The 18329-nt window shown below is 47.0% G+C and carries 19 protein-coding genes and 1 pseudogene; 12 read left to right on the plus strand and 8 right to left on the minus strand.

The window, feature by feature from the left end; all coding sequences use genetic code 11:
* Positions 1–38: 38 nt before the first annotated feature.
* Entirely contained in the window at positions 39–440 is a 402-nt protein-coding gene (locus tag I1H34_RS02635; protein ID WP_212664220.1) for a nuclear transport factor 2 family protein, read from the minus strand.
* A gap of 102 nt (positions 441–542) precedes the next feature.
* Positions 543–962: a Fur family transcriptional regulator gene (locus I1H34_RS02640; RefSeq protein ID WP_212664221.1), complete on the minus strand. Its 420-nt coding sequence runs from the start codon at positions 960–962 to the stop codon at positions 543–545.
* 201 nt (positions 963–1163) lie between these two features.
* On the opposite strand from I1H34_RS02640, the gene I1H34_RS02645 reads away from it, so the two are divergent.
* Together I1H34_RS02645 and gor are read left to right on the plus strand one after the other, a co-directional pair.
* Positions 1164–1736 carry a peroxiredoxin gene (locus I1H34_RS02645; protein ID WP_212664222.1) on the plus strand — a complete coding sequence of 191 codons (573 nt, stop codon included), beginning with the start codon at positions 1164–1166 and terminating at the stop codon, positions 1734–1736.
* 112 nt (positions 1737–1848) lie between these two features.
* The gene (gor, locus tag I1H34_RS02650; protein ID WP_212664223.1) at positions 1849–3207 is read left to right on the plus strand and encodes a glutathione-disulfide reductase; all 1359 of its coding nucleotides are present in this window, start codon (positions 1849–1851) and stop codon (positions 3205–3207) included.
* Between the two features lie 128 nt (positions 3208–3335).
* Here gor and I1H34_RS02655 read toward each other — a convergent pair whose 3' ends face one another.
* Complete coding sequence (locus I1H34_RS02655) at positions 3336–3809, minus strand: QcrA and Rieske domain-containing protein (RefSeq protein ID WP_212664224.1); 474 nt, start codon at positions 3807–3809, stop codon at positions 3336–3338.
* Between the two features lie 253 nt (positions 3810–4062).
* On the opposite strand from I1H34_RS02655, the gene zds reads away from it, so the two are divergent.
* Genes zds through I1H34_RS02670 form a run of 3 tightly spaced genes read left to right on the plus strand, consistent with a single transcriptional unit; the run spans position 4063 to position 6581 of the window.
* Positions 4063–5541: a 9,9'-di-cis-zeta-carotene desaturase gene (gene zds / locus I1H34_RS02660; RefSeq protein ID WP_212664225.1), complete on the plus strand. Its 1479-nt coding sequence runs from the start codon at positions 4063–4065 to the stop codon at positions 5539–5541.
* Positions 5526–5969 (plus strand): SRPBCC family protein, encoded by a 444-nt coding sequence (locus I1H34_RS02665; RefSeq protein WP_212664226.1) that lies wholly within the window; start codon positions 5526–5528, stop codon positions 5967–5969. The genes zds and I1H34_RS02665 overlap by 16 nt, the downstream gene beginning before the upstream one ends.
* Entirely contained in the window at positions 5970–6581 is a 612-nt protein-coding gene (locus I1H34_RS02670; protein WP_212664227.1) for a pentapeptide repeat-containing protein, read from the plus strand.
* On the opposite strand, the pseudogene I1H34_RS02675 reads toward I1H34_RS02670, so the two are convergent.
* Positions 6578–7969, minus strand: a pseudogene (locus I1H34_RS02675) (ISKra4 family transposase). The gene I1H34_RS02670 and the pseudogene I1H34_RS02675 sit on opposite strands and share 4 nt — an antisense overlap.
* 74 nt (positions 7970–8043) lie before the next feature.
* On the opposite strand from I1H34_RS02675, the gene I1H34_RS02685 reads away from it, so the two are divergent.
* The 4 genes from I1H34_RS02685 (at position 8044) to I1H34_RS02700 (ending at position 12005) form a co-directional block, all read left to right on the plus strand.
* The gene (locus I1H34_RS02685) at positions 8044–8715 is read left to right on the plus strand and encodes a type IV pilin-like G/H family protein (protein ID WP_212664228.1); all 672 of its coding nucleotides are present in this window, start codon (positions 8044–8046) and stop codon (positions 8713–8715) included.
* 63 nt (positions 8716–8778) lie between these two features.
* Positions 8779–9903 (plus strand): acyltransferase, encoded by a 1125-nt coding sequence (locus I1H34_RS02690; protein WP_249369731.1) that lies wholly within the window; start codon positions 8779–8781, stop codon positions 9901–9903.
* Positions 9904–10183: 280 nt separating this feature from the next.
* Positions 10184–11044 (plus strand): lysophospholipid acyltransferase family protein, encoded by an 861-nt coding sequence (locus I1H34_RS02695; RefSeq protein WP_212664230.1) that lies wholly within the window; start codon positions 10184–10186, stop codon positions 11042–11044.
* Between the two features lie 526 nt (positions 11045–11570).
* Positions 11571–12005: a hypothetical protein gene (locus I1H34_RS02700; protein WP_249369732.1), complete on the plus strand. Its 435-nt coding sequence runs from the start codon at positions 11571–11573 to the stop codon at positions 12003–12005.
* A 69-nt stretch (positions 12006–12074) separates the two neighbouring features.
* On the opposite strand, the gene ribD is transcribed toward I1H34_RS02700, so the two are convergent.
* A complete protein-coding gene (gene ribD / locus I1H34_RS02705) occupies positions 12075–13226 on the minus strand; it encodes a bifunctional diaminohydroxyphosphoribosylaminopyrimidine deaminase/5-amino-6-(5-phosphoribosylamino)uracil reductase RibD (RefSeq protein ID WP_212664232.1) in 1152 nt (383 codons plus the stop codon).
* Positions 13227–13412: 186 nt separating this feature from the next.
* On the opposite strand from ribD, the gene I1H34_RS02710 reads away from it, so the two are divergent.
* A complete protein-coding gene (locus I1H34_RS02710; RefSeq protein WP_212664233.1) occupies positions 13413–13853 on the plus strand; it encodes a hypothetical protein in 441 nt (146 codons plus the stop codon).
* A gap of 150 nt (positions 13854–14003) precedes the next feature.
* Here I1H34_RS02710 and I1H34_RS02715 read toward each other — a convergent pair whose 3' ends face one another.
* The 3 genes from I1H34_RS02715 to I1H34_RS02725 all read right to left on the minus strand — a co-directional run bounded on the left by I1H34_RS02715 (position 14004) and on the right by I1H34_RS02725 (position 15902).
* On the minus strand, positions 14004–14141 hold the full coding sequence (locus I1H34_RS02715) for a photosystem II reaction center protein K (protein WP_212664234.1): 138 nt from the start codon (positions 14139–14141) through the stop codon (positions 14004–14006).
* Between the two features lie 185 nt (positions 14142–14326).
* On the minus strand, positions 14327–15451 hold the full coding sequence (gene tgt, locus I1H34_RS02720) for a tRNA guanosine(34) transglycosylase Tgt (RefSeq protein WP_212664235.1): 1125 nt from the start codon (positions 15449–15451) through the stop codon (positions 14327–14329).
* 202 nt (positions 15452–15653) lie between these two features.
* A complete protein-coding gene (locus tag I1H34_RS02725; RefSeq protein ID WP_212664236.1) occupies positions 15654–15902 on the minus strand; it encodes a hypothetical protein in 249 nt (82 codons plus the stop codon).
* Positions 15903–16362: 460 nt separating this feature from the next.
* On the opposite strand from I1H34_RS02725, the gene I1H34_RS02730 reads away from it, so the two are divergent.
* Both I1H34_RS02730 and I1H34_RS02735 read left to right on the plus strand, forming a co-directional pair.
* Positions 16363–17379, plus strand: a complete 1017-nt coding sequence (locus I1H34_RS02730) for a permease (protein WP_212664237.1) — start codon at positions 16363–16365, stop codon at positions 17377–17379.
* An 11-nt stretch (positions 17380–17390) separates the two neighbouring features.
* Positions 17391–18152, plus strand: coding sequence for a TIGR03943 family putative permease subunit (locus I1H34_RS02735; RefSeq protein WP_235107104.1), 762 nt, complete (start codon positions 17391–17393; stop codon positions 18150–18152).
* Positions 18153–18329 lie beyond the last annotated feature (177 nt).

The raw sequence follows: 18329 nt of genomic DNA on the forward strand, positions 1-18329 counted from the left end.
CATCCCGGAATTTTAGGTCAATCTTTTTGTCCAGAGGGTTAATGTATATTGCTCTGAATCACGCTACTATGGCCGACGATCACCTGCCACAAGCCTTGAGGGGAACGCTGCCATAGACGGGTAAATTGCAGATTGTCCTGGAAAGAAATTTCGCTATAGAGACCTGCCCACTGCACCTCCACAGAGACAACCATCTGTTCTCCGATGGGTTGGATGCGGCGTTCTGAATACTCAATGGTCTGAAATTGACAGAGCCCGGCTTGATGAAAGGCCAGGTCATCTTGTTTACTCATGATCTGGCCCAGATGGTTGGTAAACACTAAATCATCAGCAATCAGTTGATCTAGGGTTGCGACATCAGAGGTCAGCATGGCTAAGCGAAGCTGTTCTTCAACCTCAATAATTTGCTTCTCTAAGTCAGACGAGAGGGGCTGAGCCATGGGCAATAGACTTGTAACCGGTTAGAACGGATTGCAATTGGGGCATCCTTGACCCAACATCAATTGGGGTGTAGGAGTCACAATAAATTCAAGCTCGACCGCCTAGGACTGGCAGCGATCGCACAAGCCACTCACGGTAACCTCATAGGTTTGGGCTTCTAAGCCAGGCCGAAGGTTGTTAAGACTAATTTCTTGGAAACAATTCCAAGAGATGTCTTCAATTTCGCCACATTGGCGACAGCGGAAATGATGGTGAGGATCGACGTTGGCGTCATATCGGGACACGCCCTCTTCTAATAAGACTTCTCGTACTAGTCCTACATCTCGTAGGGCTTGCAACGAGCTATACACCGTCGCTTGAGAAGAAATGGGAAAATCCTGATTTAGATCCTGTAGTAGATGTTCTACGGTTGGATGATCGGTCCGAGACAGCAAATTGGCATACACCGCATAACGTTGGGGTGTTACTCGGAGACCTTTCTCCTTTAAAACTTGCACGATGGTGTCGGCAGACTGCTTCATTATTTTTTTTGTAAAACAGCAAATACTATTGCGGCAATTTATTCACCAATTATAGAGGCAAAACTTGCATTGCTTCTATAAAATATAGTATTTCTTAAAAATAAGTATATATTACTATTGAATTATTCGTAAATAAGAATTATTCTTAGATGTGTGGAGGCGATTGCCGACACCTGTTCACCCCAACACATGAGGAATAACATGGCTGTATTTGCAACTGAGCGAGTACCTGACGTCGTCTTTAAGACCCGAGTTCGGGATGAGTCCGTTTCCGGTCCCAACCCCTATCGTTGGGAAGACAAAACCACCCAGGATATTTTTGGTGGTAAGCGAGTGGTTGTGTTCTCCCTACCCGGTGCATTTACCCCCACTTGCTCATCGACACACTTACCTCGCTATGAGGAACTATACGAAGAAATTAAAGCCCAAGGGGTTGATGGTGTCATCTGCCTTTCGGTTAATGATGCATTTGTGATGTTCCAATGGGGCAAGCATCAAGGTGCTAAGAATGTTTTCTTACTTCCCGACGGCAATGGTGAGTTTACTCGCAAGATGGGCATGTTGGTGGACAAATCTAACCTAGGCTTCGGCATGCGCTCTTGGCGCTATTCGATGGTTGTCAATGATGGCAAAATCGAAAAAATGTTTATCGAAGCTGATTATGGCGATAACTGCCCTACAGACCCCTTTGAAGTATCTGATGCCGATACGATGTTGGCCTATCTCAAGGGTGTCCATGCCAATGCAGCAACTACGGCTGCTGCGGTTGGCTAAATATCTTGGGCCAACGTCCAACGATGGAGTGGGTCGGCTGACCCGCTCTGTTGTGTCTTGGATTGATTAGGCTAAAGTGAAACGCAATTAAATCTGCAAAGGAGGGAAGACGATGAGTTATGACTATGATTTGTTTGTGATTGGTGCGGGCTCAGGTGGTATTGCAACGGCCCGGCGAGCAGCTCAATATGGTGCCAAAGTAGGCATTGCAGAATATGACCGTTTGGGTGGCACCTGCGTCAATCGAGGCTGTGTACCGAAAAAGCTGATGGTCTATGCTTCTCACTTCCCTTCTCAGTTTGATGCTGCCACGGGGTATGGCTGGAGCCCAGTCGAGAGTAAATTGGACTGGCTCAAAATGATCACGGCAGTGAATGATGAAGTAACTCGACTCAATGGCATCTATCAGAAGATGCTGGATAACTCTAAAGTCGAGGTTTATCGTGGTCGAGCGGCGTTAGTGGATGCCCATACGGTGACCATTGGTGATCAAAAGGTAACCGCCGATAAAATTTTAGTAGCGGTGGGGGGTAAGCCCGTCAAGCCGGACAGTATTCCCGGCATCGAACATGCCATCACGTCAGACGATATTTTCAACCTGAAAGAGCAGCCTAAACATCTAGTTGTCCTCGGTGGTGGCTATATCGGTATTGAGTTTGCCTGCATTCTCAAGGGATTAGGGTCGGACGTGACGTTGATGATTCGGGCTGACAAAATTTTGCGCGGCTTTGACGACGATATCCGCTCAGAAATTCAAGAGGCGATGCAGAAGCATGGCATCCGAGTGCTGAATAATATGACGGATCTTGCCATTGCCAAATCCGATACGGGTCTCCAAATCACCGTTAAGCAGGCGAACAATGCCGAAGAAACCATCCTGGCGGATGCTGTAAGCCTAGCGGCAACAGGCCGTATCCCTAACTTGGAGGGATTGGGGATTGAAAATACGGCGATAGAAGTAGACGGTGGTGCGATCTCAGTGGATGACTATAGCCAAACAGCGGAACCCAATATTTATGCTGTCGGTGACTGTACAGATCGAATCAATTTAACGCCCGTTGCAATTAATGAAGGACGTGCCTTTGCGGATACCCATTTTGGCGGAAATTCTCGCCAGATGAGCTATGACAATGTGGCGACGGCCATCTTCACCACCCCAGAAGCAGCCACCGTTGGACTCACGGAAACAGAGGCACAGGAAAAATATGGTGAGGACAAGATCAAGGTGTATCGAAGTCGCTTCCGCCCCATGTATTACACCCTCCCCAATCATGATGAGAAAACGCTGATGAAACTGATCGTTAATACCGAAACTGATCAGGTTCTGGGGGCACATATGGTGGGTGACCATGCGGGAGAAATTATTCAAGGGGTCGCGATCGCAGTCAAGATGGGAGCCACAAAAGCCCAGTTTGACGCTACTGTCGGCATTCACCCGAGTTCTGCCGAAGAATTTGTAACAATGCGCTAAGCAAAATGTCACTTTTTAGAATTGAGGGGGCACTTTAAGCTCAGGAATCTGGTATCGAGAGATTCCTCCTCAGAGGATTTGACCCCTGACTTCATGTCAGGGGTTTCTTTATTGGAATCTAGCGATTTTTAGCCCGCTTTCACCAAGACGGTATCTCCCTCTAGTTTCGCTTCATAGGTGGGAAGTGGATCTTTGGCGGGACCATTGGCAACGGTTCCATCTGCCTTAAATTTGGATCCATGACATCCACAGTCTAAGGTTCCTCCTTCAGCATTCCAGTCCACGGGACATTGACTATGGGTACATTGATTTTTGAAAGCAACGACCTTTGTTTTGTCATCAGGACTGAGAATGACGAGTAGGGGGGCACCACCAAAGTCTTCCATGACTACAGACCCACTGCTTTCTAGGTCTGCCAGCTTACCGACTTCGGTAAACCCATCCGCCGTGGTGACTGGGGCAGGGGCTTCGGCAGTATCAGTGGATTCGGGTGAAGAAGATGCTTCTGGTGTGTCACTCGAGGTGCAAGCTGCGAGCACCACGGGTAAGCTGCTGGCTAATGTGCCAACCCCTACCCAAGAAAGAAATGTACGACGATCCATTCAGTGTTCTCCTGTATCTGAGATACGGACTTCGCTGGTTATTATGCCTGATCTAGTTTCAATTCGTTGTACTGCAGCGATATAAAACCTCAATCACATTAGTATCTAGACCCTTCTAACTCAGAAGAGGGCTTCAGGGAGAATTTGACCAGCAACTCAAATGACTGGGTTAAAAGATATGCAATAATTTGTTACATTCAAGATCTGGACTGTTCAAGAGGCAGTTCCAAACCATTGTTAGAGAAGAAAAAGCATGCGTGTTGCAATTGTAGGTGCGGGTCTGGCAGGGATGGCCACCGCAGTTGACTTAGTTGATGCGGGTCACGAAGTAGAACTATATGAAGCTCGTCCCTTTGTCGGCGGTAAAGTCAGCAGCTGGATCGATGACCAAGGCAATCATATTGAAATGGGCCTGCATGTCTTCTTCGGCAACTACCGTCGCTTGTTTGCACTCATGGCAAAGGTGGGGGCTTTAGATCACTTCCTACTGAAAGAGCATGTCCATAACTTTGTCAATAAAGGTGGGCGTTTAGGGGCCTTAGATTTTCGCTTTCTGATTGGGGCTCCTTTCAATGGTTTGAAAGCCTTTTTCACGACTTCTCAGCTGTCGTTGCGGGACAAGATCCAGAATGCGATCGCACTCGGTACCAGCCCCATTGTTCGTGGCCTAGTGGACTACGAAGGGGCGATGCGCAACATTCGTGCCCTAGATAATGTCAGCTTTGCCGATTGGTTCCGCCGTCATGGAGGTAGCAATGGCAGTATCAAACGCATGTGGAACCCCATTGCCTATGCCCTTGGGTTTATCGACTGCGAAAATATTTCCGCCCGCTGCATGCTCACCATCTTTCAGATGTTTGCTGTCCGCCGAGAAAACTCCATGCTGCGGATGCTAGAAGGCTCGCCTCAAGAATATCTGCATCAACCGATCATCAACTATTTAGAAGAGCGGGGCGTTAAATTCCACCTCCGTCGGCGCACCTTAGAAGTTTTGTACGACAATAAGGACGACGAAACCCATATTACCGGCCTCCGAGTTGCCAAAGAAGACGGGGATGAAATCATTACGGCAGATGCCTATGTCTGTGCCTGTGATGTCCCAGGGATTAAACGGCTGATTCCTGATGATTGGCGGCATTGGTCTGAATTTGACAATATCTATAAACTTGATGCAGTCCCCGTTGCCACGGTCCAGCTGCGCTTTGATGGCTGGGTCACCGAAATGAACGACCCCCAGGCTCGTAAACAGGTAGAAAAAGCAACAGGCTTGGATAACCTCCTCTATACCGCCGATGCCGACTTCTCTTGCTTTGCCGACCTCGCTCTCACTAGCCCCAGCGATTACTATAAGGAAGGGGAAGGCTCATTGATGCAGCTGGTACTCACCCCAGGCGATCCCTTTATCAAAAAGAGCAACGAAGAAATTGCCAACCATGTCCTCAAACAAGTCCAAGAGCTGTTCCCTTCGTCCCACGACTTGAATATGACTTGGTACAGTGTGGTCAAACTGGCCCAGTCTCTCTATCGGGAAGCCCCTGGCATGGAGCCTTACCGACCCCATCAAAAAACCCCCATTCCTAACTTTTTCCTGGCGGGGAGCTACACCAATCAAGACTATATCGATAGTATGGAAGGGGCTACAATTTCCGGCCACCAGGCTGCCCAAGCCATCTTAGAAAGCGCGACTACGATTCAGCAACTGAGTGAGAAATATCCATGTCAGATTGGCTAGAACATAGTGAACAAGTTGAGGTCCCCGTCAGCATTGAGGCAGCATGGGATCTCTGGTCTAATTTAGAACTGATGCCCCAGTGGATGAATTGGATTGATTCCGTTGAGATCCTCAAAGACAAACCCGAGTTATCCCAGTGGACCCTTTCGGGGGGTGGCCTAACCTTTACCTGGTTGTCTCGCATCCTTAAAGAAATTCCCAATCAAATTATTCAATGGGAATCTGTGGATGGCCTACCCAATCGAGGGGCGATTCGCTTTTATGATCGCAAACAAGATACTAGCGTTGTGAAGCTAACGGTTGCCTATAAGATTCCTGGTGTCGTAGGACAATTCATGGACAACCTGTTTCTAGGAAATGTGGTGGAATCTAATCTAAGAAGTGATTTACAGCGTTTTCGAGAGTATGCCATTCAACATCACTCATAGATGGGCACGGTTGTTGAGAAACTGGGGCTAGTCGCTGCGGCAATCCTCATGCTTCCGGCTACCGCCGAGGCAGCAAATCTAGAGCACTTACAACAGTTAAAGCAGACTCACTCCTGTGAAAATTGCGATCTGAGTCATGCTGATTTACGGGTCTTAGATCTTGAAAAGACTGACCTCAGTTATGCAAATTTGAGTAGTGCGAATTTGAGTGGCATGAACTTGAATCATGCCAACCTTAGTGGGGCAAATTTAACGGCGGCAAATTTTACGGCGGCGAATCTAGCCAGGGCAAATCTTAAAGGAGCATTCAATCAAAGTCAATGTGATGATGTATTTGCAGATTTAGCTCAGTTGGGTGCATTTGCAGTTTGGAACCAATCCCGTCAATCTGATCATGCTTTTGCCTGTTCTATGACGGAACTGATCGATTTGGCACGCATCGCGGGCGTTTTACACACAGTGTCATCGGAATATAAGGATATTCCGATTAGCTTTCAATTCATGGCTGTTCAGTTCAGAACAATGGGTGTAGCGTTAGAACGCGAGCGAACAAGCTTTTATAAAGCGAATCTCCAAAATGCCAATTTAGAGGATGCTCGCGGGCGTATTTAGCGGATCGGGGATGCCTTAGTTTTCGGAATGGTCACCTCTGGGAATAAGGAGTCAAACCGTTCATTGACCCAGGCAATTCTCAAGATCAGTAAATGGTTGAAACCATCCTCACTCCAGCGCATGCCAACTCCCTTAAAGCGCTGCTGAATCAACCACTTGCATGCACTTTCAACCATTCCTGACCCGAGAGGAATCTGTTGCTGTTCAAAGTGCCGATAACGGATGTGGTTATGATGGCGTTGGAAATAAGCCTGCACCTGGAGCAACGTTGAAAAAGACTTTCCCGTTAACAGTTGTGAGTGAATCAATATCGTCAAGGACCGTAATACAAGTAGGTGTTGCCCGTGTCGCAATTGGTGTCGCCAGTGCCGGAACCAGGCTTGGGCTTGAGCAGAGCGGGCATCTCCAAACATCGCTTTAGTTGCTCGTGCCAGATGGCCTGCTGAATGAAAAAAGTCGAGGACTGCCACAGCACAATGAGAGAACAAGGTGCGATAGACTCGCCAGAAGCCTCGTCCCCCATCACTGAGCCAGATGACTTTTGGAGCAGATTCAAAGTCTTGTTTGTGAGCTTCGAGTTGAAGTAAAGGGATGAACTGGTCGATATCGCCCAATACTGCCACCAGTCTTCGACGCAGTAATTGGGGGACCTCCTTTTTAGCTCGGGTAACCCGTGTTCCCAGGCGAGCTAAGATGGCGACTTTGACTTCTCGCCACTGGATTTTTCCCTTGGGTGAGTTCGGGGTGGGGCGAAAGGGGACCATCACACCATCGGCGGCAATGGCCAAAGGTAGAGCAGATAACATCTCTGAAATCGCTTCACAAGGGGCCTGAGTCCCTGATGATTGAGCGTTGAGTTGAGCTTCTAATTCCTGCTGAGCTTTGTTACCCACGGATTGCACCCAGTTCCACAAACTGGATGGACTCACGGATAGACCACTCCACTGACCCAGCATCCAACTGGCCAGTTCATAGGGCATGAACAGACTCAACAAGCAGCCCAGACGCACCAGTTCTTCGCTGCTGTGCTGATAGGGGGCAATCCCAATGGCTTGATCCAGGGGAGTCAACAGACTGCCTGGACATCCTTTGGGACAACGGCCCACCCGTCGCTTTCAAGAGATAGTGCCTACCAGTGTCTGCATCTGACGAGATTCCCATCCCTTCGAATGTAAGCGGGTTCCGCAGGTAGTACATACAGGCCATACAAATACTGCTTTCGCGCGCCTTGAGAGTTCATCCTCCAGAAGACAGCGAGCTAGAAACAAGCCCATTTGCAGAACGATATAAACCATCTGACTCAGGCTGGTTGATACTTTGAGTGCTTCAGTTTGTTCTAGAAATTCGTCATGGGCTAGCACGGTTAGCAATTGCGATGGTAGGGTCATGATAGTTTTTTGGTTCGGGTACAGGATCTATTGTCCTTGACCCGTTTTTCTTTGAGCCATGCATCCCCGATCCTTTGCTTACGCCCGATGCTCGCTTACAAGGAGCAGATTTTCGGTTAGCCCAATTAGATCGAGCTAATCTGAGCAATGCCAACTTGAGCAATTCCCTCTTTTTTGCAACTTCACTGGGGAATATAAAGGTTGATCGTTTAAATAGTAATTATGTTGATATTGCTGTTGTTAGACAATATTTGCAAAACAGCCTCAATAAGATGATTCAGGTATGGCTAGCCCAAGCCAAGCGTGCGATTGAGCTGAATGCTCGCACTACGATTGGCATCATCATTCGGAGTCAGCAGGCTTTTCATCTTAATCATGAGCGGTTTGCGCTTGAATTAGATGAACTGCAGGTTGATGTTAGCCAACTTTCAGAAAAATATATATTTGAGCTATTTGCCCTTCAAGCTCCCGTATCAGATGCATTCCCTTCAGAGAAAAACCGAGCCGTATGGATTGTGGCACGTCCTCGTAAACCACAGTGGCAAAGCTATATCGGTTTAGTCTGGCTGGGCTTACAAGGTCCGACATTCAGCTTTAGTCAGGACCGGACAGCACAACCCTTCTCTCTATCTATAGTGTGTGGCTCTAACCAATTCGCTCAAGTCCCTTTGCCCCCTAGATTGAAAAACCAAGGCCTCAATCGTAGCGATGCCATGTGCCCACAAGGATACTCCCTAGTGAAATAATAATTTTGCATCCCCTGTACATCTCATAACGGATGTCACTTGACGATTCAAGGTGAATTTGAAATGCAAACTTTGCAAGCAAAACCCAAAACACGAGTCTATTACTTTGATGCTTTAAAAACGATCTCTATTTGTTTAGTTTGCATCTATCACTACAATGCCTTAAATCTTGACATCATTAATAACCCTGGCTTGGGAGTGTATATAAACTACTTGTTCTATGGCCTTTCCAGTATGGCAGTTCCATTGTTTTTTATGGTTAATGGAGCTTTGCTATTAAATAGACCTTATCAGTTAAAAAAGCATATTAGAAAGACTATTTATCTATACGTATTGTTGAATCTATGGAGCTTAATTTCTCTCACCCTCTTTATTCCCATTGAAGGAACGACCTATTCCATTAAGGAATTTCTGAGCTCATGGTTTCTTCTGAAAGTGCATGTGAGTAACCATCTATGGTTTCTGCAAGCCTTGGTGTCTGTCTATTTATTGTTTCCTGTGATTAAGGCTGTATATGACTTGGAAGACAATAAATTAACTTTGAAAATATTATGCTTTGTGGTTTTTATATTTTCATTTGGTAGCTTATTTCTCCATACTATATTGAATGTAGCTGAAACCGTCTTGGGTTTTAACTATATCAACTCCAACAGTTTTAATTTCTTCCCTGGCATCAACCCCTTTAATCAGTACTCCTATGCATATATCTATTTTATTTTGGGCGGTGTCCTGGCTGATCAGTTTTCACCCGATAAGATAGGGTCTGAAAGGACGATATCTCTAAGGCGAATTAGCTTATTCTCATTCTTGTTGGCCTGGATGTCTTTGTTCTTGTATGGGGTGATGACAACCGTTTCTAGCCAATCTTTTTACGATACTGTTTGGAATGGATACTATTCCATGATGACATTGGTCATGTCAGCCGCCTGCTTTTATTTTCTGTCTAGTTTGTCTTATGGCAATAAGATATTAAATTCTGTCTTTGTGGTGGTGGGGACCAGTACGTTTGGGATCTATCTGCTCCATCGATTTGTCGGTGCTGTATCTATTAAATATTTTCAAAATATTCCATTTTCTACTAACTTGGTGCCAAATCTGCTGTACAGCTTTTGCGTTGTAGCCGTCACATTATTAGCTGTTCAAGTCTTAAAAGCGATTCCTCTGTTCAGAAGAACGATCGATCTCTAGCATTAAGTTCACATAGGTATTGCCAGGCAGTCAGCTCTTTGGGACTGAAAGGGTCTGACTTATTGGATAAAAAAGACTTAACCCTGAGCATAGCGACATAGAACTTTGAGAGAAGACGAGATCTTGGTTGGAGACTTTAATATTTCTGGGATCTTAAAGGTCACAATCCCTTTCGCTCTAGCCTGAGAATTGTTGCACCCAGGTGAGTAGATGAACCCTAGTCCATGCTTAGATAAGCAGTGGGTTGATGATGTGCACTGCAATGGGATTGTAAAAACTTTTGGTGAAGTCCACTGCCTCTTCCAAGCCCCGACAGGGTTGGTCCCTAGACGATCGAGATCCAGCTGCGATCGCAGCTTTAATACCGCGCTGGCAGTGGTTTTACGATTATTATTTTCGGGTTCAAACTAGTGGCTGGCACCATGTGCCTGCAGAGAAAGCCCTATTCGTTGGCTCCCATAATGGCGGCTTTGCAGCGCCCGACCTACATATGTTTATGTATGACTGGTTTTGTCGTTTTGGGGCTGAACGACCGATTTATGGCCTGATGCATAAAGGCATGTGGCGGGTTAATCCCAGGGTGGCAGAATTTGCCACTCTGGGGGGAGCGATTCGTGCCTATCCGACGGTAGCGAGGACTGCCTTGCAGAGTGGAGCTAGCGTTGCGGTGTTTCCAGGGGGTGCCCAGGATGTGTTTCGGCCCCATCGACTGCGGGACCGGATTTATTTTTGCGATCGCAAAGGGTTTATCAAGTTAGCCTTACAAGAAGCCGTTCCCATTATTCCCTTCATTTCCTGGGGAGCCCATGACACCTTAGTGGTGTTAGCCGACTGTTATGACTTGATGAAACAGCTGCATGATCTTGGGCTGCCCTGGCTGTTAGAGACTGACCCGACTATTTTCCCCATTTATCTGGGTTTACCCTGGGGACTGAGCATCGGACCTTTGCCCAACTTTCCGTTACCCATGCAAATTCACACACGGATTTGTCCACCCATTCACTTTGAGCGATATGGCAGACAGGCAGCGAAGGATAAGGCCTATGTTCAAGACTGCTATGATCTGGTGGTTAGTACCATGCAAGATGCCTTGGATCAGCTCATCCTGAACGCCAGTGGGTTTGAATCTGGATGCCAGTAGATACTGAGTGCTGGTGATTCCTTCGCACCAAAGATATGTTTGGATTTTCGGTTGTTTGCGATCGCAACTCTGTCTCATCAGCATACCAACAGACGTTTTGTACTGATGGTAGCCAACCAACGATTCGTAGAAGTTTGATCACCCGACCTCGGGCAGATAAACACCAAGGGAATTACGCATTTCGATCACCCTGAGGGGAACGATAGCTAGCGCAGCCAATCCTGGCAATGGCTACTCCATAGGTTTTATGACTCAAACTTCCCGATTTCTTCCCGAATTTTGACTGCTTTTCTTCACCTAAATTAAATACAGTCAAAATAAAGCACTAAATATACAGTGTATAAATTCTTCCAAGACTAAACTTCTATCTCGCATCTAGAGCAAGATCTGCTGTTGCAGACAAAAATTTCCTTGTTCTTTGCATTGTATAGAGAACGATGTGTTGAAGATGTGTGTTTCACAAAATATACCGTCTGCCCTTTAGAACCGACATCAAAATATAGTAATGATTGAAAAAACTGTGACCATGCACTATTTCAACAATGCTATTGTGCATCCTTCAGCCACCATGACTGAAGACATATCAATTTACGATTTTCTCAACTTAGTGAATTGCTTCAGTGGTGTGGTCAAAGTCTTTTTGGGTGCAAATGTAACCGCTAACTATTTGAGGGAGACTAAGCCGGAGTTTGCCTATTTGGCTGACTTTGAAATTGATCGAAATGCACAGTTTCAATTTCGAGGAGATGGCAATCGAAAAATTACTGCTATTATCCATCTGGGCTTCAAACTCTGGTTTAATGCGTTTTTAAAACGAGTATCGGTTCTCATTCAGAATTTACCGGAACTCATCAAGTTGGAATGTAATAAGCAAGATAAATCGACGGTTTTATCACTGCTTCCGGCTGGATACTTATGTGAAGTCGGTGATCTGCAAGAAACCAATACGGCCTTATTCTGACTTTTTACTCATATTCAACCCATGATGCAGAGTTCACAATGCTCAAGGGGTTGGTTGGTTGAGTAAAGATTACTTTGGCAAATATCCTTCGACTAGGCAATCTTCACCGACAATATGCCAGCGCACCCGTTCTAGTTGAAGGGCTTCGGTCATTTTATTGAATCCCAAATCTCCCACAGGGGAAGGAGCATTTTGGCCCCCCACAATTTTGGGCGCAATAAAGGCCAAGACTTTCTGGACGGAACCATCTGCGATCGCACGGGCAGACAAAGTCCCTCCACATTCCCATAAGACTGACAGCAGCTCCTTCTGGCCTAGATAGCTCATCACCGTTTGTGGGGTGAGCTCATCTAAGTTCACGACTTCTACGCCCTGCTGTTCCAGATAGGCCTGTCCATCAGAATTAGGATGACCTTGGGTTAACACCATTGTAGGAGCGACGTCTGTTTCCCATAAATGTGCCGTTTGCGGCAAATCAAGGGTCCGGCTCAACACCACCCGCAGCGGATTATTGGGAGGCTGATGCGAATCGGTCTGGTGATGAGTTGTTAAATGGGGATTATCCCTGCGGACCGTATTGCCACCGACAATGACGGCATCACAGGTTGCCCGTAGTCGATGCACATGGGAGCGGGCGATTTCTTGGGTAATCCAAGTGCTATGGCCGGCTGTCGTGGCAATTTTGCCATCTAAGGTCATGGCATATTTAAGGATGCCAAACGGGCGCTGATATAAGACTCGATGAACAAAGGCCTCATTAACGCGTTGACAGTCAGACTCTTCCACCCCTGTGATCACCTGAATCCCTGCAGCCCGAAGTCGCTCAATCCCCTTGCCCGATACCCGTGGATCTGGATCGACCATCCCCACTACCACCGTGGCCACCCCCGCTTTCACCAGGGCTTCTGAACAGGGCGGGGTGCGACCAAAGTGATTACACGGTTCTAAACTGACATAGGCTGTAGCGCCTTTGGCTTTATCCCCTGCAGCTCTAAGGGCAAATACTTCGGCATGGGGTTCTCCAGCCTTGGGATGATAGCCTTCACCCACAATTTCTCCATCCCGCTCAATCACACATCCCACTAGGGGATTAGGACTCGTAAAACCAGCGGCCTGCTGAGCGAGCTGTAAACAGCGCTGCATCATTTGTTGGTGATGGGGATTACTGTTCACACCATTTGTTGAAGGAGTGGACTGGTCTGACAAAGGATGAATCTCCATTACGGCTATTCACTTATATAGGGCTACAAAAGGGCAGGCATATCCTTACTCTAGTTGAGCGTAACGTGGAATGGTGCTGAGGCGATATCAATCAAACCCCTTTCTCCGATAATCGCAATAGATTGCCCCGGACGGCCTAGCCATCCGTGAGTACACTAGAAAGCGTGAATCAGGACTAAACGACCTATGATTACCCCAATCCTTTCATTGCTCTGTGTCGGGGTATCCTATGGACTCCTCGGTTGGCACCTCTCGGCCTACCATATTGGCTGGGCGATGGGGTCTTGGTTCGTCGCGATTTCCCTCACCATCTTGCTGTTTTGGGGGGAAGAAGTGACCAAGCGGATGTTCCGTTTGGGACCTAGAGGAGTTGTCTCTATGCTGATTCTGAGTGGCATCATCACGATGGCAGTTGCAGCTTCCACTCTGTTTGGCATGATTGTGGTGCTGTTAGCTTCCCAAACCCTGGCACGGCTCGAATTACAATCGGCGGGTCTCAGTCGCCGGCTCACCCTTTTGCTGATGGTTGTTTTGTCTATTAGCACCCTCAGCGCTGGCTGGATAGCGGGTATTGATTACCCGAGTAGTAAATATTGGCTGACCTCTTTTCTGATGTCTGGGCAATAAAATCTACAACGATCATCTATTGCCAATAAAAAAGGGAAGCAATAAATTACTCCCCTTTACAACCTCAGGAATGGTTCCTGAGGTTGATTTATAACTAAGACCTGTTAACGGTTTATTAATAAATCAACGGCTTATTAAAATGGGTGTTGTTTACTTAAAACCAACCGCTGCTTGCCAAACGAAAGCAAGCGCCAAAAAGAAAAGTGGAATAGCAGGCATAACATCCACAATCGGGGCAAAAACGGAGAAGGCTTCAGGTAGTTTCGCCAACAGCAGAACTGCTTCCATGAATAAATGTTCCTTCCAACATAGCTTTTTGAATCAATAAATATCTTAACATGAAACCTGCTGCCAAAAAATCAATCCTTGACCTAGGGATGGAAGGGCATGTAAGGGATCTACCCGTATAGTCTCTATACTCGCCGTTCCCATGAGTCCCTGTAAATGACTCTCATTAGATGCTTGAGAAACGATTAATCTAGCTGCGTATCGGAAGAAGACAGCCATGTTCCAAAGACTTGCTGAAACTGATTATCAAGGATTGCCTGCCGAATACGCTGGGTAAAGCCAATTAGCTCCGTAATATTGTGAATACTCAAGAGGGTATAGGCGAGGAGTTCGCGTGATCGAAGCAAATGACTCACATAGGCCCGCGTAAAATTCTGGCAGGTATAGCAAGGACAGGCAGAGTCTAGAGGAGTAAAGTCTTCCCGGAATCGATTGTTCTTGAGATTCCACCGTTCTCCGGCGACTAAGGCATTCCCATGGCGGGCTAATCGAGTCGGAATCACACAGTCAAACAAATCAATCCCGGCAGCAATAGCTTGCACCATCTCTCGGTAGGTACCCACCCCCATGAGATAACGGGGTTTATTGATGGGTAATAGCGGCGTTGTTACTTTGACGATTTTTTCAATCAGTTCCGGGGGCTCCCCCACGCTAACGCCGCCAATGGCATAACCTGGCAAATCAAATTCCACCACGGATCGGGCTGCAGCTTGACGCAAGTCGGCAAAAGTCCCCCCCTGGACGATGCCAAATAGAGCCTGATCCGGTCGTTGATGTGCCTTAACGCAACGGGCTAGCCAGCGCTGGGTTCGTTCCGTGGCAGCTTGAATGGCATCTCGACTGGCAGGATAGGGAGGACATTCATCAAAGGCCATAATCACATCAGCCCCCAGGGCATTTTGAATTGCCATGGAGATTTCTGGAGAGAGATGGATCATTTGACCATCCCGGGGAGATCGGAAACTCACCCCCTCTTCGGCGATGGAACGCATGTCGCTGAGGCTAAAGACTTGAAACCCCCCTGAGTCGGTCAAAATTGGCCCTGACCAGTTCATAAATTGATGTAGGCCACCCGCTTGCTCAACGATGTGTTCACCGGGCTGCAAATGCAAATGATAGGTATTGGCCAAAACCATCTGAGCTCCCGTCTCTTGCAGTTGAGCTGGGGTCAAGGTTTTTACATTGGCTAACGTTCCCACCGGCATAAATCGGGGTGTCTCTACAGGACCATGAGGGGTATGAAAGGTCCCGACACGGGCCTGGGTTTGGGAGCAGTGTTTATGACATTCAAACTGAAACTGATTGCTCAAAACAACCTCAATATCGCGATGGCCTCTGTCAAAATATCAGGTTTATCCTGCATGCCCAGAACGTTAAGACAAAAAAACACCGACGCTCTTGCTAGAGAAGAAAGTCGGCGAATATAACTTGAAATAGAGTTTGTTTAGCAGTTGGTATTGAAACAACAGCTATGCTCATTAGCAGCGTGCTTAGAGACTGCTAGAAGTGGCTTCAGTAGAGAAGAACACCTGTTGGATGGTAAACCAGCCAGAGCTCTAAAGCATGGCGGGTGAGCAGCAACAGGCTAGCGGATACGGACACGATAAACAAACCCATCATTAAGTTAGAGGTAAACAGCTCTAACCCTTGACTTTGCTGCGAGACATGGTCATTCAGATCTCTGATATCAGTATCGAGCTGCTCGAACTGATCCAGGATGCTTTGTTTGAAAGCATATGTATTTTGAGTAATCCAGGTCATAGTTCCTCCTATGAGATTACGCGAGGGAGCATCCATTGGTTAAAGATCCCAAAGGGCTGTGCTTAAGAAGATAGAAGGGTGCTGTAATAGCCACTTTCTACTGATTCTCAAGATCACTAAAGATGGCAAGCCTGAACCGATCGGAATCTGAGCTTTAGGCTATAGGTTCTTGGGTTCAAAGGCAATTTGCCCAACCTAAAATATATCAAACTTACTGAACGCTACCCGTCTCCTCTGTCCTTCAAAGCGGAGATCTACCCTAAAACTATTTGGGTAAGGGTAGCCATAGAAGGTGACTCTGGGGTTATCTCCATTTCACACGCTATATTCAAAGACAAACCCTGTGCTCATCGTCTAGGGTAGATACTGATGTTGAGATGCAAACGTTAGCCGTTCATACTTCAACCCTTGCTTCTAGCCGTTCACCCGCTCAGACACTAACTTTTTAGGAAGACTTTGAATGTCCCAATTGGGTAGTGGATTAACCCTATTTCTAAGCCTTATGGTTGAGGCCATGCCATTTTTGATTTTTGGCGTGTTGGTCTCAGGCGTGCTGCTGATATTTATCGATGAGAAGCGGTTAGTTGCCATGTTTCCCAAAAATCCACTTTTGGGAGCCCTCTCTGGCAGTCTGTTTGGCTTTCTATTTCCGGTGTGTGAATGTGGGAATGTCCCTGTTGCTCGACGCTTGTTGATTCAGGGGGCGTCTGCGCCGGTGGCCATTGGCTTTTTGCTAGCAGCACCAACCATCAATCCTGTGGTGATTTGGGCAACTTGGACGGCATTTCCCGATCAGCCCGAGATTGTGATTTTGCGAGTGGTGTTTTCCTTTGCGATCGCAACTATTATCGGTTGGGTATTTAGCTGGCAATCCGATCTCAAACCCTTTTTGCAACCCAACATCGCGGCGCTAATGCCTGTTAGCTCCTCATCGGCAGAATCGACTGAGGTTCCAGGGCTATTAAAATCGGGGACTTACATCTTAAATCAAACCGGTAAACCGATTCCTCTTGAGGCCGCCAACTTGGACGCCGTTATGGCCATCGCTTCTCCACAACCTAAATCCCTATGGGATAAGCTCCCACTTTTGCTAGACAACACCATCCAAGAATTACGAGAGATGGGTGGTGTCTTAGTGCTGGGCAGCTTATTTGCAACCATCATTCAAGTATCAGTTCCCCGTAATATCATCCTTGCCATCGGTCAAGGCCCAGTGACTTCGGTATTTGCCATGGTGATTTTAGGGGGCATTATTTCTATCTGTTCGACAGTAGATGCGTTTTTTGCCCTTTCTTTCGCCTCCACTTTTACCAGTGGCGCCCTCCTTGCCTTTCTGGTCTTTGGCCCCATGTTTGACCTTAAAAGTATGGGCTTACTATTAATGGTCTTTAAACCACGGGCTGTTTTTTACATCTTTGCCATGATCTTTCAACTGACCTTGGTTTTTACCCTGATCATTAATCTATGGATTAGTTAAAGACAGGCCCTATGACAGCAAAACGTATGCGAACTAAACTGCTCCCTTACCTGTCAGAAGGGTTGGCGACGTTGGCCCTCTGCCTGTGGGGGATTTTGATCCTGCAATATTGGCGGTCTGGCAAACTGGGGCTGCTGATTCATCCCAACTACTATGGCTTGACCCTTGCCGCAGGCTGTTTTCTACTGATGTTGACGAGTCTCCAGATCCTAAAACTCTGGCGACGGCGAGTTCCCATGCGTTCTCAGCACCTATCTTTACTATCGCCACCTGTGATGAGCGGTATTATGCTGACCGCTGCCTTGATTGGATTACTGGTTACTCCCCGGCCTTTTACGAGTCAAACAGCGATTCAACGGGGATTACAAGATAAAACCATGGTTACTCGGGCGAGCCCTCAAGCGTTCCGAACCACGAGTCAACCCGAAAATCGGACGCTGTTGGAGTGGATTCGCACCCTGGATGTTTATCCAGAACCCGATGCCTATGCCGGTCAAAAGGTGAATGTTGATGGTTTTGTTGTCTACCCAGAAGACTTGTCAGATAATTACTTCACATTGACGCGCTTTGTGATTAGTTGTTGTGCTGCAGATGCTTATCCTGTGGGTTTGCCAGTGAAGTTAAAGCAAAGTCGCAAAACCTATGCAGTGGATTCCTGGCTGGCCATTCAAGGCGAAATGGTGACGGAGACCTTGAATGGCCAGCGCCAGCTTGTTATTCAAGCCCAGACTCTCAAATCTATTCCTGAGCCGGATAATCCTTACTACTACTAGAGATTGCTTCGACGTTTCACATAGTTTGTTGCTTAAAGCACAGTTCGGTGGAGGATTTTATCGCTACAGTAGCGCGTGAATGCTGTGAGTGCTCTGGCAAAGCTTAATTGTGGCTACCCTTTTTTCAGGCTGGATAAAATCCCGTATTTCTACGGAGAATAAGTAATTCATCGATCA

Origin of the sequence: Acaryochloris marina S15, assembly GCF_018336915.1 — a bacterium.
GTDB classification, from domain to species: Bacteria; Cyanobacteriota; Cyanobacteriia; order Thermosynechococcales; family Thermosynechococcaceae; genus Acaryochloris; species Acaryochloris marina_A.

What these genes read in the sequence shown, in the direction of transcription:
- I1H34_RS02635 (WP_212664220.1), bottom strand. Translation starts at nt 440, where the DNA reads ATGGCTCAGCCCCTCTCGTCTGACTTAGAGAAGCAAATTATTGAGGTT.
- I1H34_RS02640 (WP_212664221.1), bottom strand. Translation starts at nt 962, where the DNA reads ATGAAGCAGTCTGCCGACACCATCGTGCAAGTTTTAAAGGAGAAAGGT.
- I1H34_RS02645 (WP_212664222.1), top strand. Translation starts at nt 1,164, where the DNA reads ATGGCTGTATTTGCAACTGAGCGAGTACCTGACGTCGTCTTTAAGACC.
- gor (WP_212664223.1), top strand. Translation starts at nt 1,849, where the DNA reads ATGAGTTATGACTATGATTTGTTTGTGATTGGTGCGGGCTCAGGTGGT.
- I1H34_RS02655 (WP_212664224.1), bottom strand. Translation starts at nt 3,809, where the DNA reads ATGGATCGTCGTACATTTCTTTCTTGGGTAGGGGTTGGCACATTAGCC.
- zds (WP_212664225.1), top strand. Translation starts at nt 4,063, where the DNA reads ATGCGTGTTGCAATTGTAGGTGCGGGTCTGGCAGGGATGGCCACCGCA.
- I1H34_RS02665 (WP_212664226.1), top strand. Translation starts at nt 5,526, where the DNA reads ATGTCAGATTGGCTAGAACATAGTGAACAAGTTGAGGTCCCCGTCAGC.
- I1H34_RS02670 (WP_212664227.1), top strand. Translation starts at nt 5,970, where the DNA reads ATGGGCACGGTTGTTGAGAAACTGGGGCTAGTCGCTGCGGCAATCCTC.
- I1H34_RS02690 (WP_249369731.1), top strand. Translation starts at nt 8,779, where the DNA reads ATGCAAACTTTGCAAGCAAAACCCAAAACACGAGTCTATTACTTTGAT.
- I1H34_RS02700 (WP_249369732.1), top strand. Translation starts at nt 11,571, where the DNA reads ATGCACTATTTCAACAATGCTATTGTGCATCCTTCAGCCACCATGACT.
- ribD (WP_212664232.1), bottom strand. Translation starts at nt 13,226, where the DNA reads ATGGAGATTCATCCTTTGTCAGACCAGTCCACTCCTTCAACAAATGGT.
- I1H34_RS02710 (WP_212664233.1), top strand. Translation starts at nt 13,413, where the DNA reads ATGATTACCCCAATCCTTTCATTGCTCTGTGTCGGGGTATCCTATGGA.
- I1H34_RS02715 (WP_212664234.1), bottom strand. Translation starts at nt 14,141, where the DNA reads ATGGAAGCAGTTCTGCTGTTGGCGAAACTACCTGAAGCCTTCTCCGTT.
- I1H34_RS02725 (WP_212664236.1), bottom strand. Translation starts at nt 15,902, where the DNA reads ATGACCTGGATTACTCAAAATACATATGCTTTCAAACAAAGCATCCTG.
- I1H34_RS02730 (WP_212664237.1), top strand. Translation starts at nt 16,363, where the DNA reads ATGTCCCAATTGGGTAGTGGATTAACCCTATTTCTAAGCCTTATGGTT.
- I1H34_RS02735 (WP_235107104.1), top strand. Translation starts at nt 17,391, where the DNA reads ATGACAGCAAAACGTATGCGAACTAAACTGCTCCCTTACCTGTCAGAA.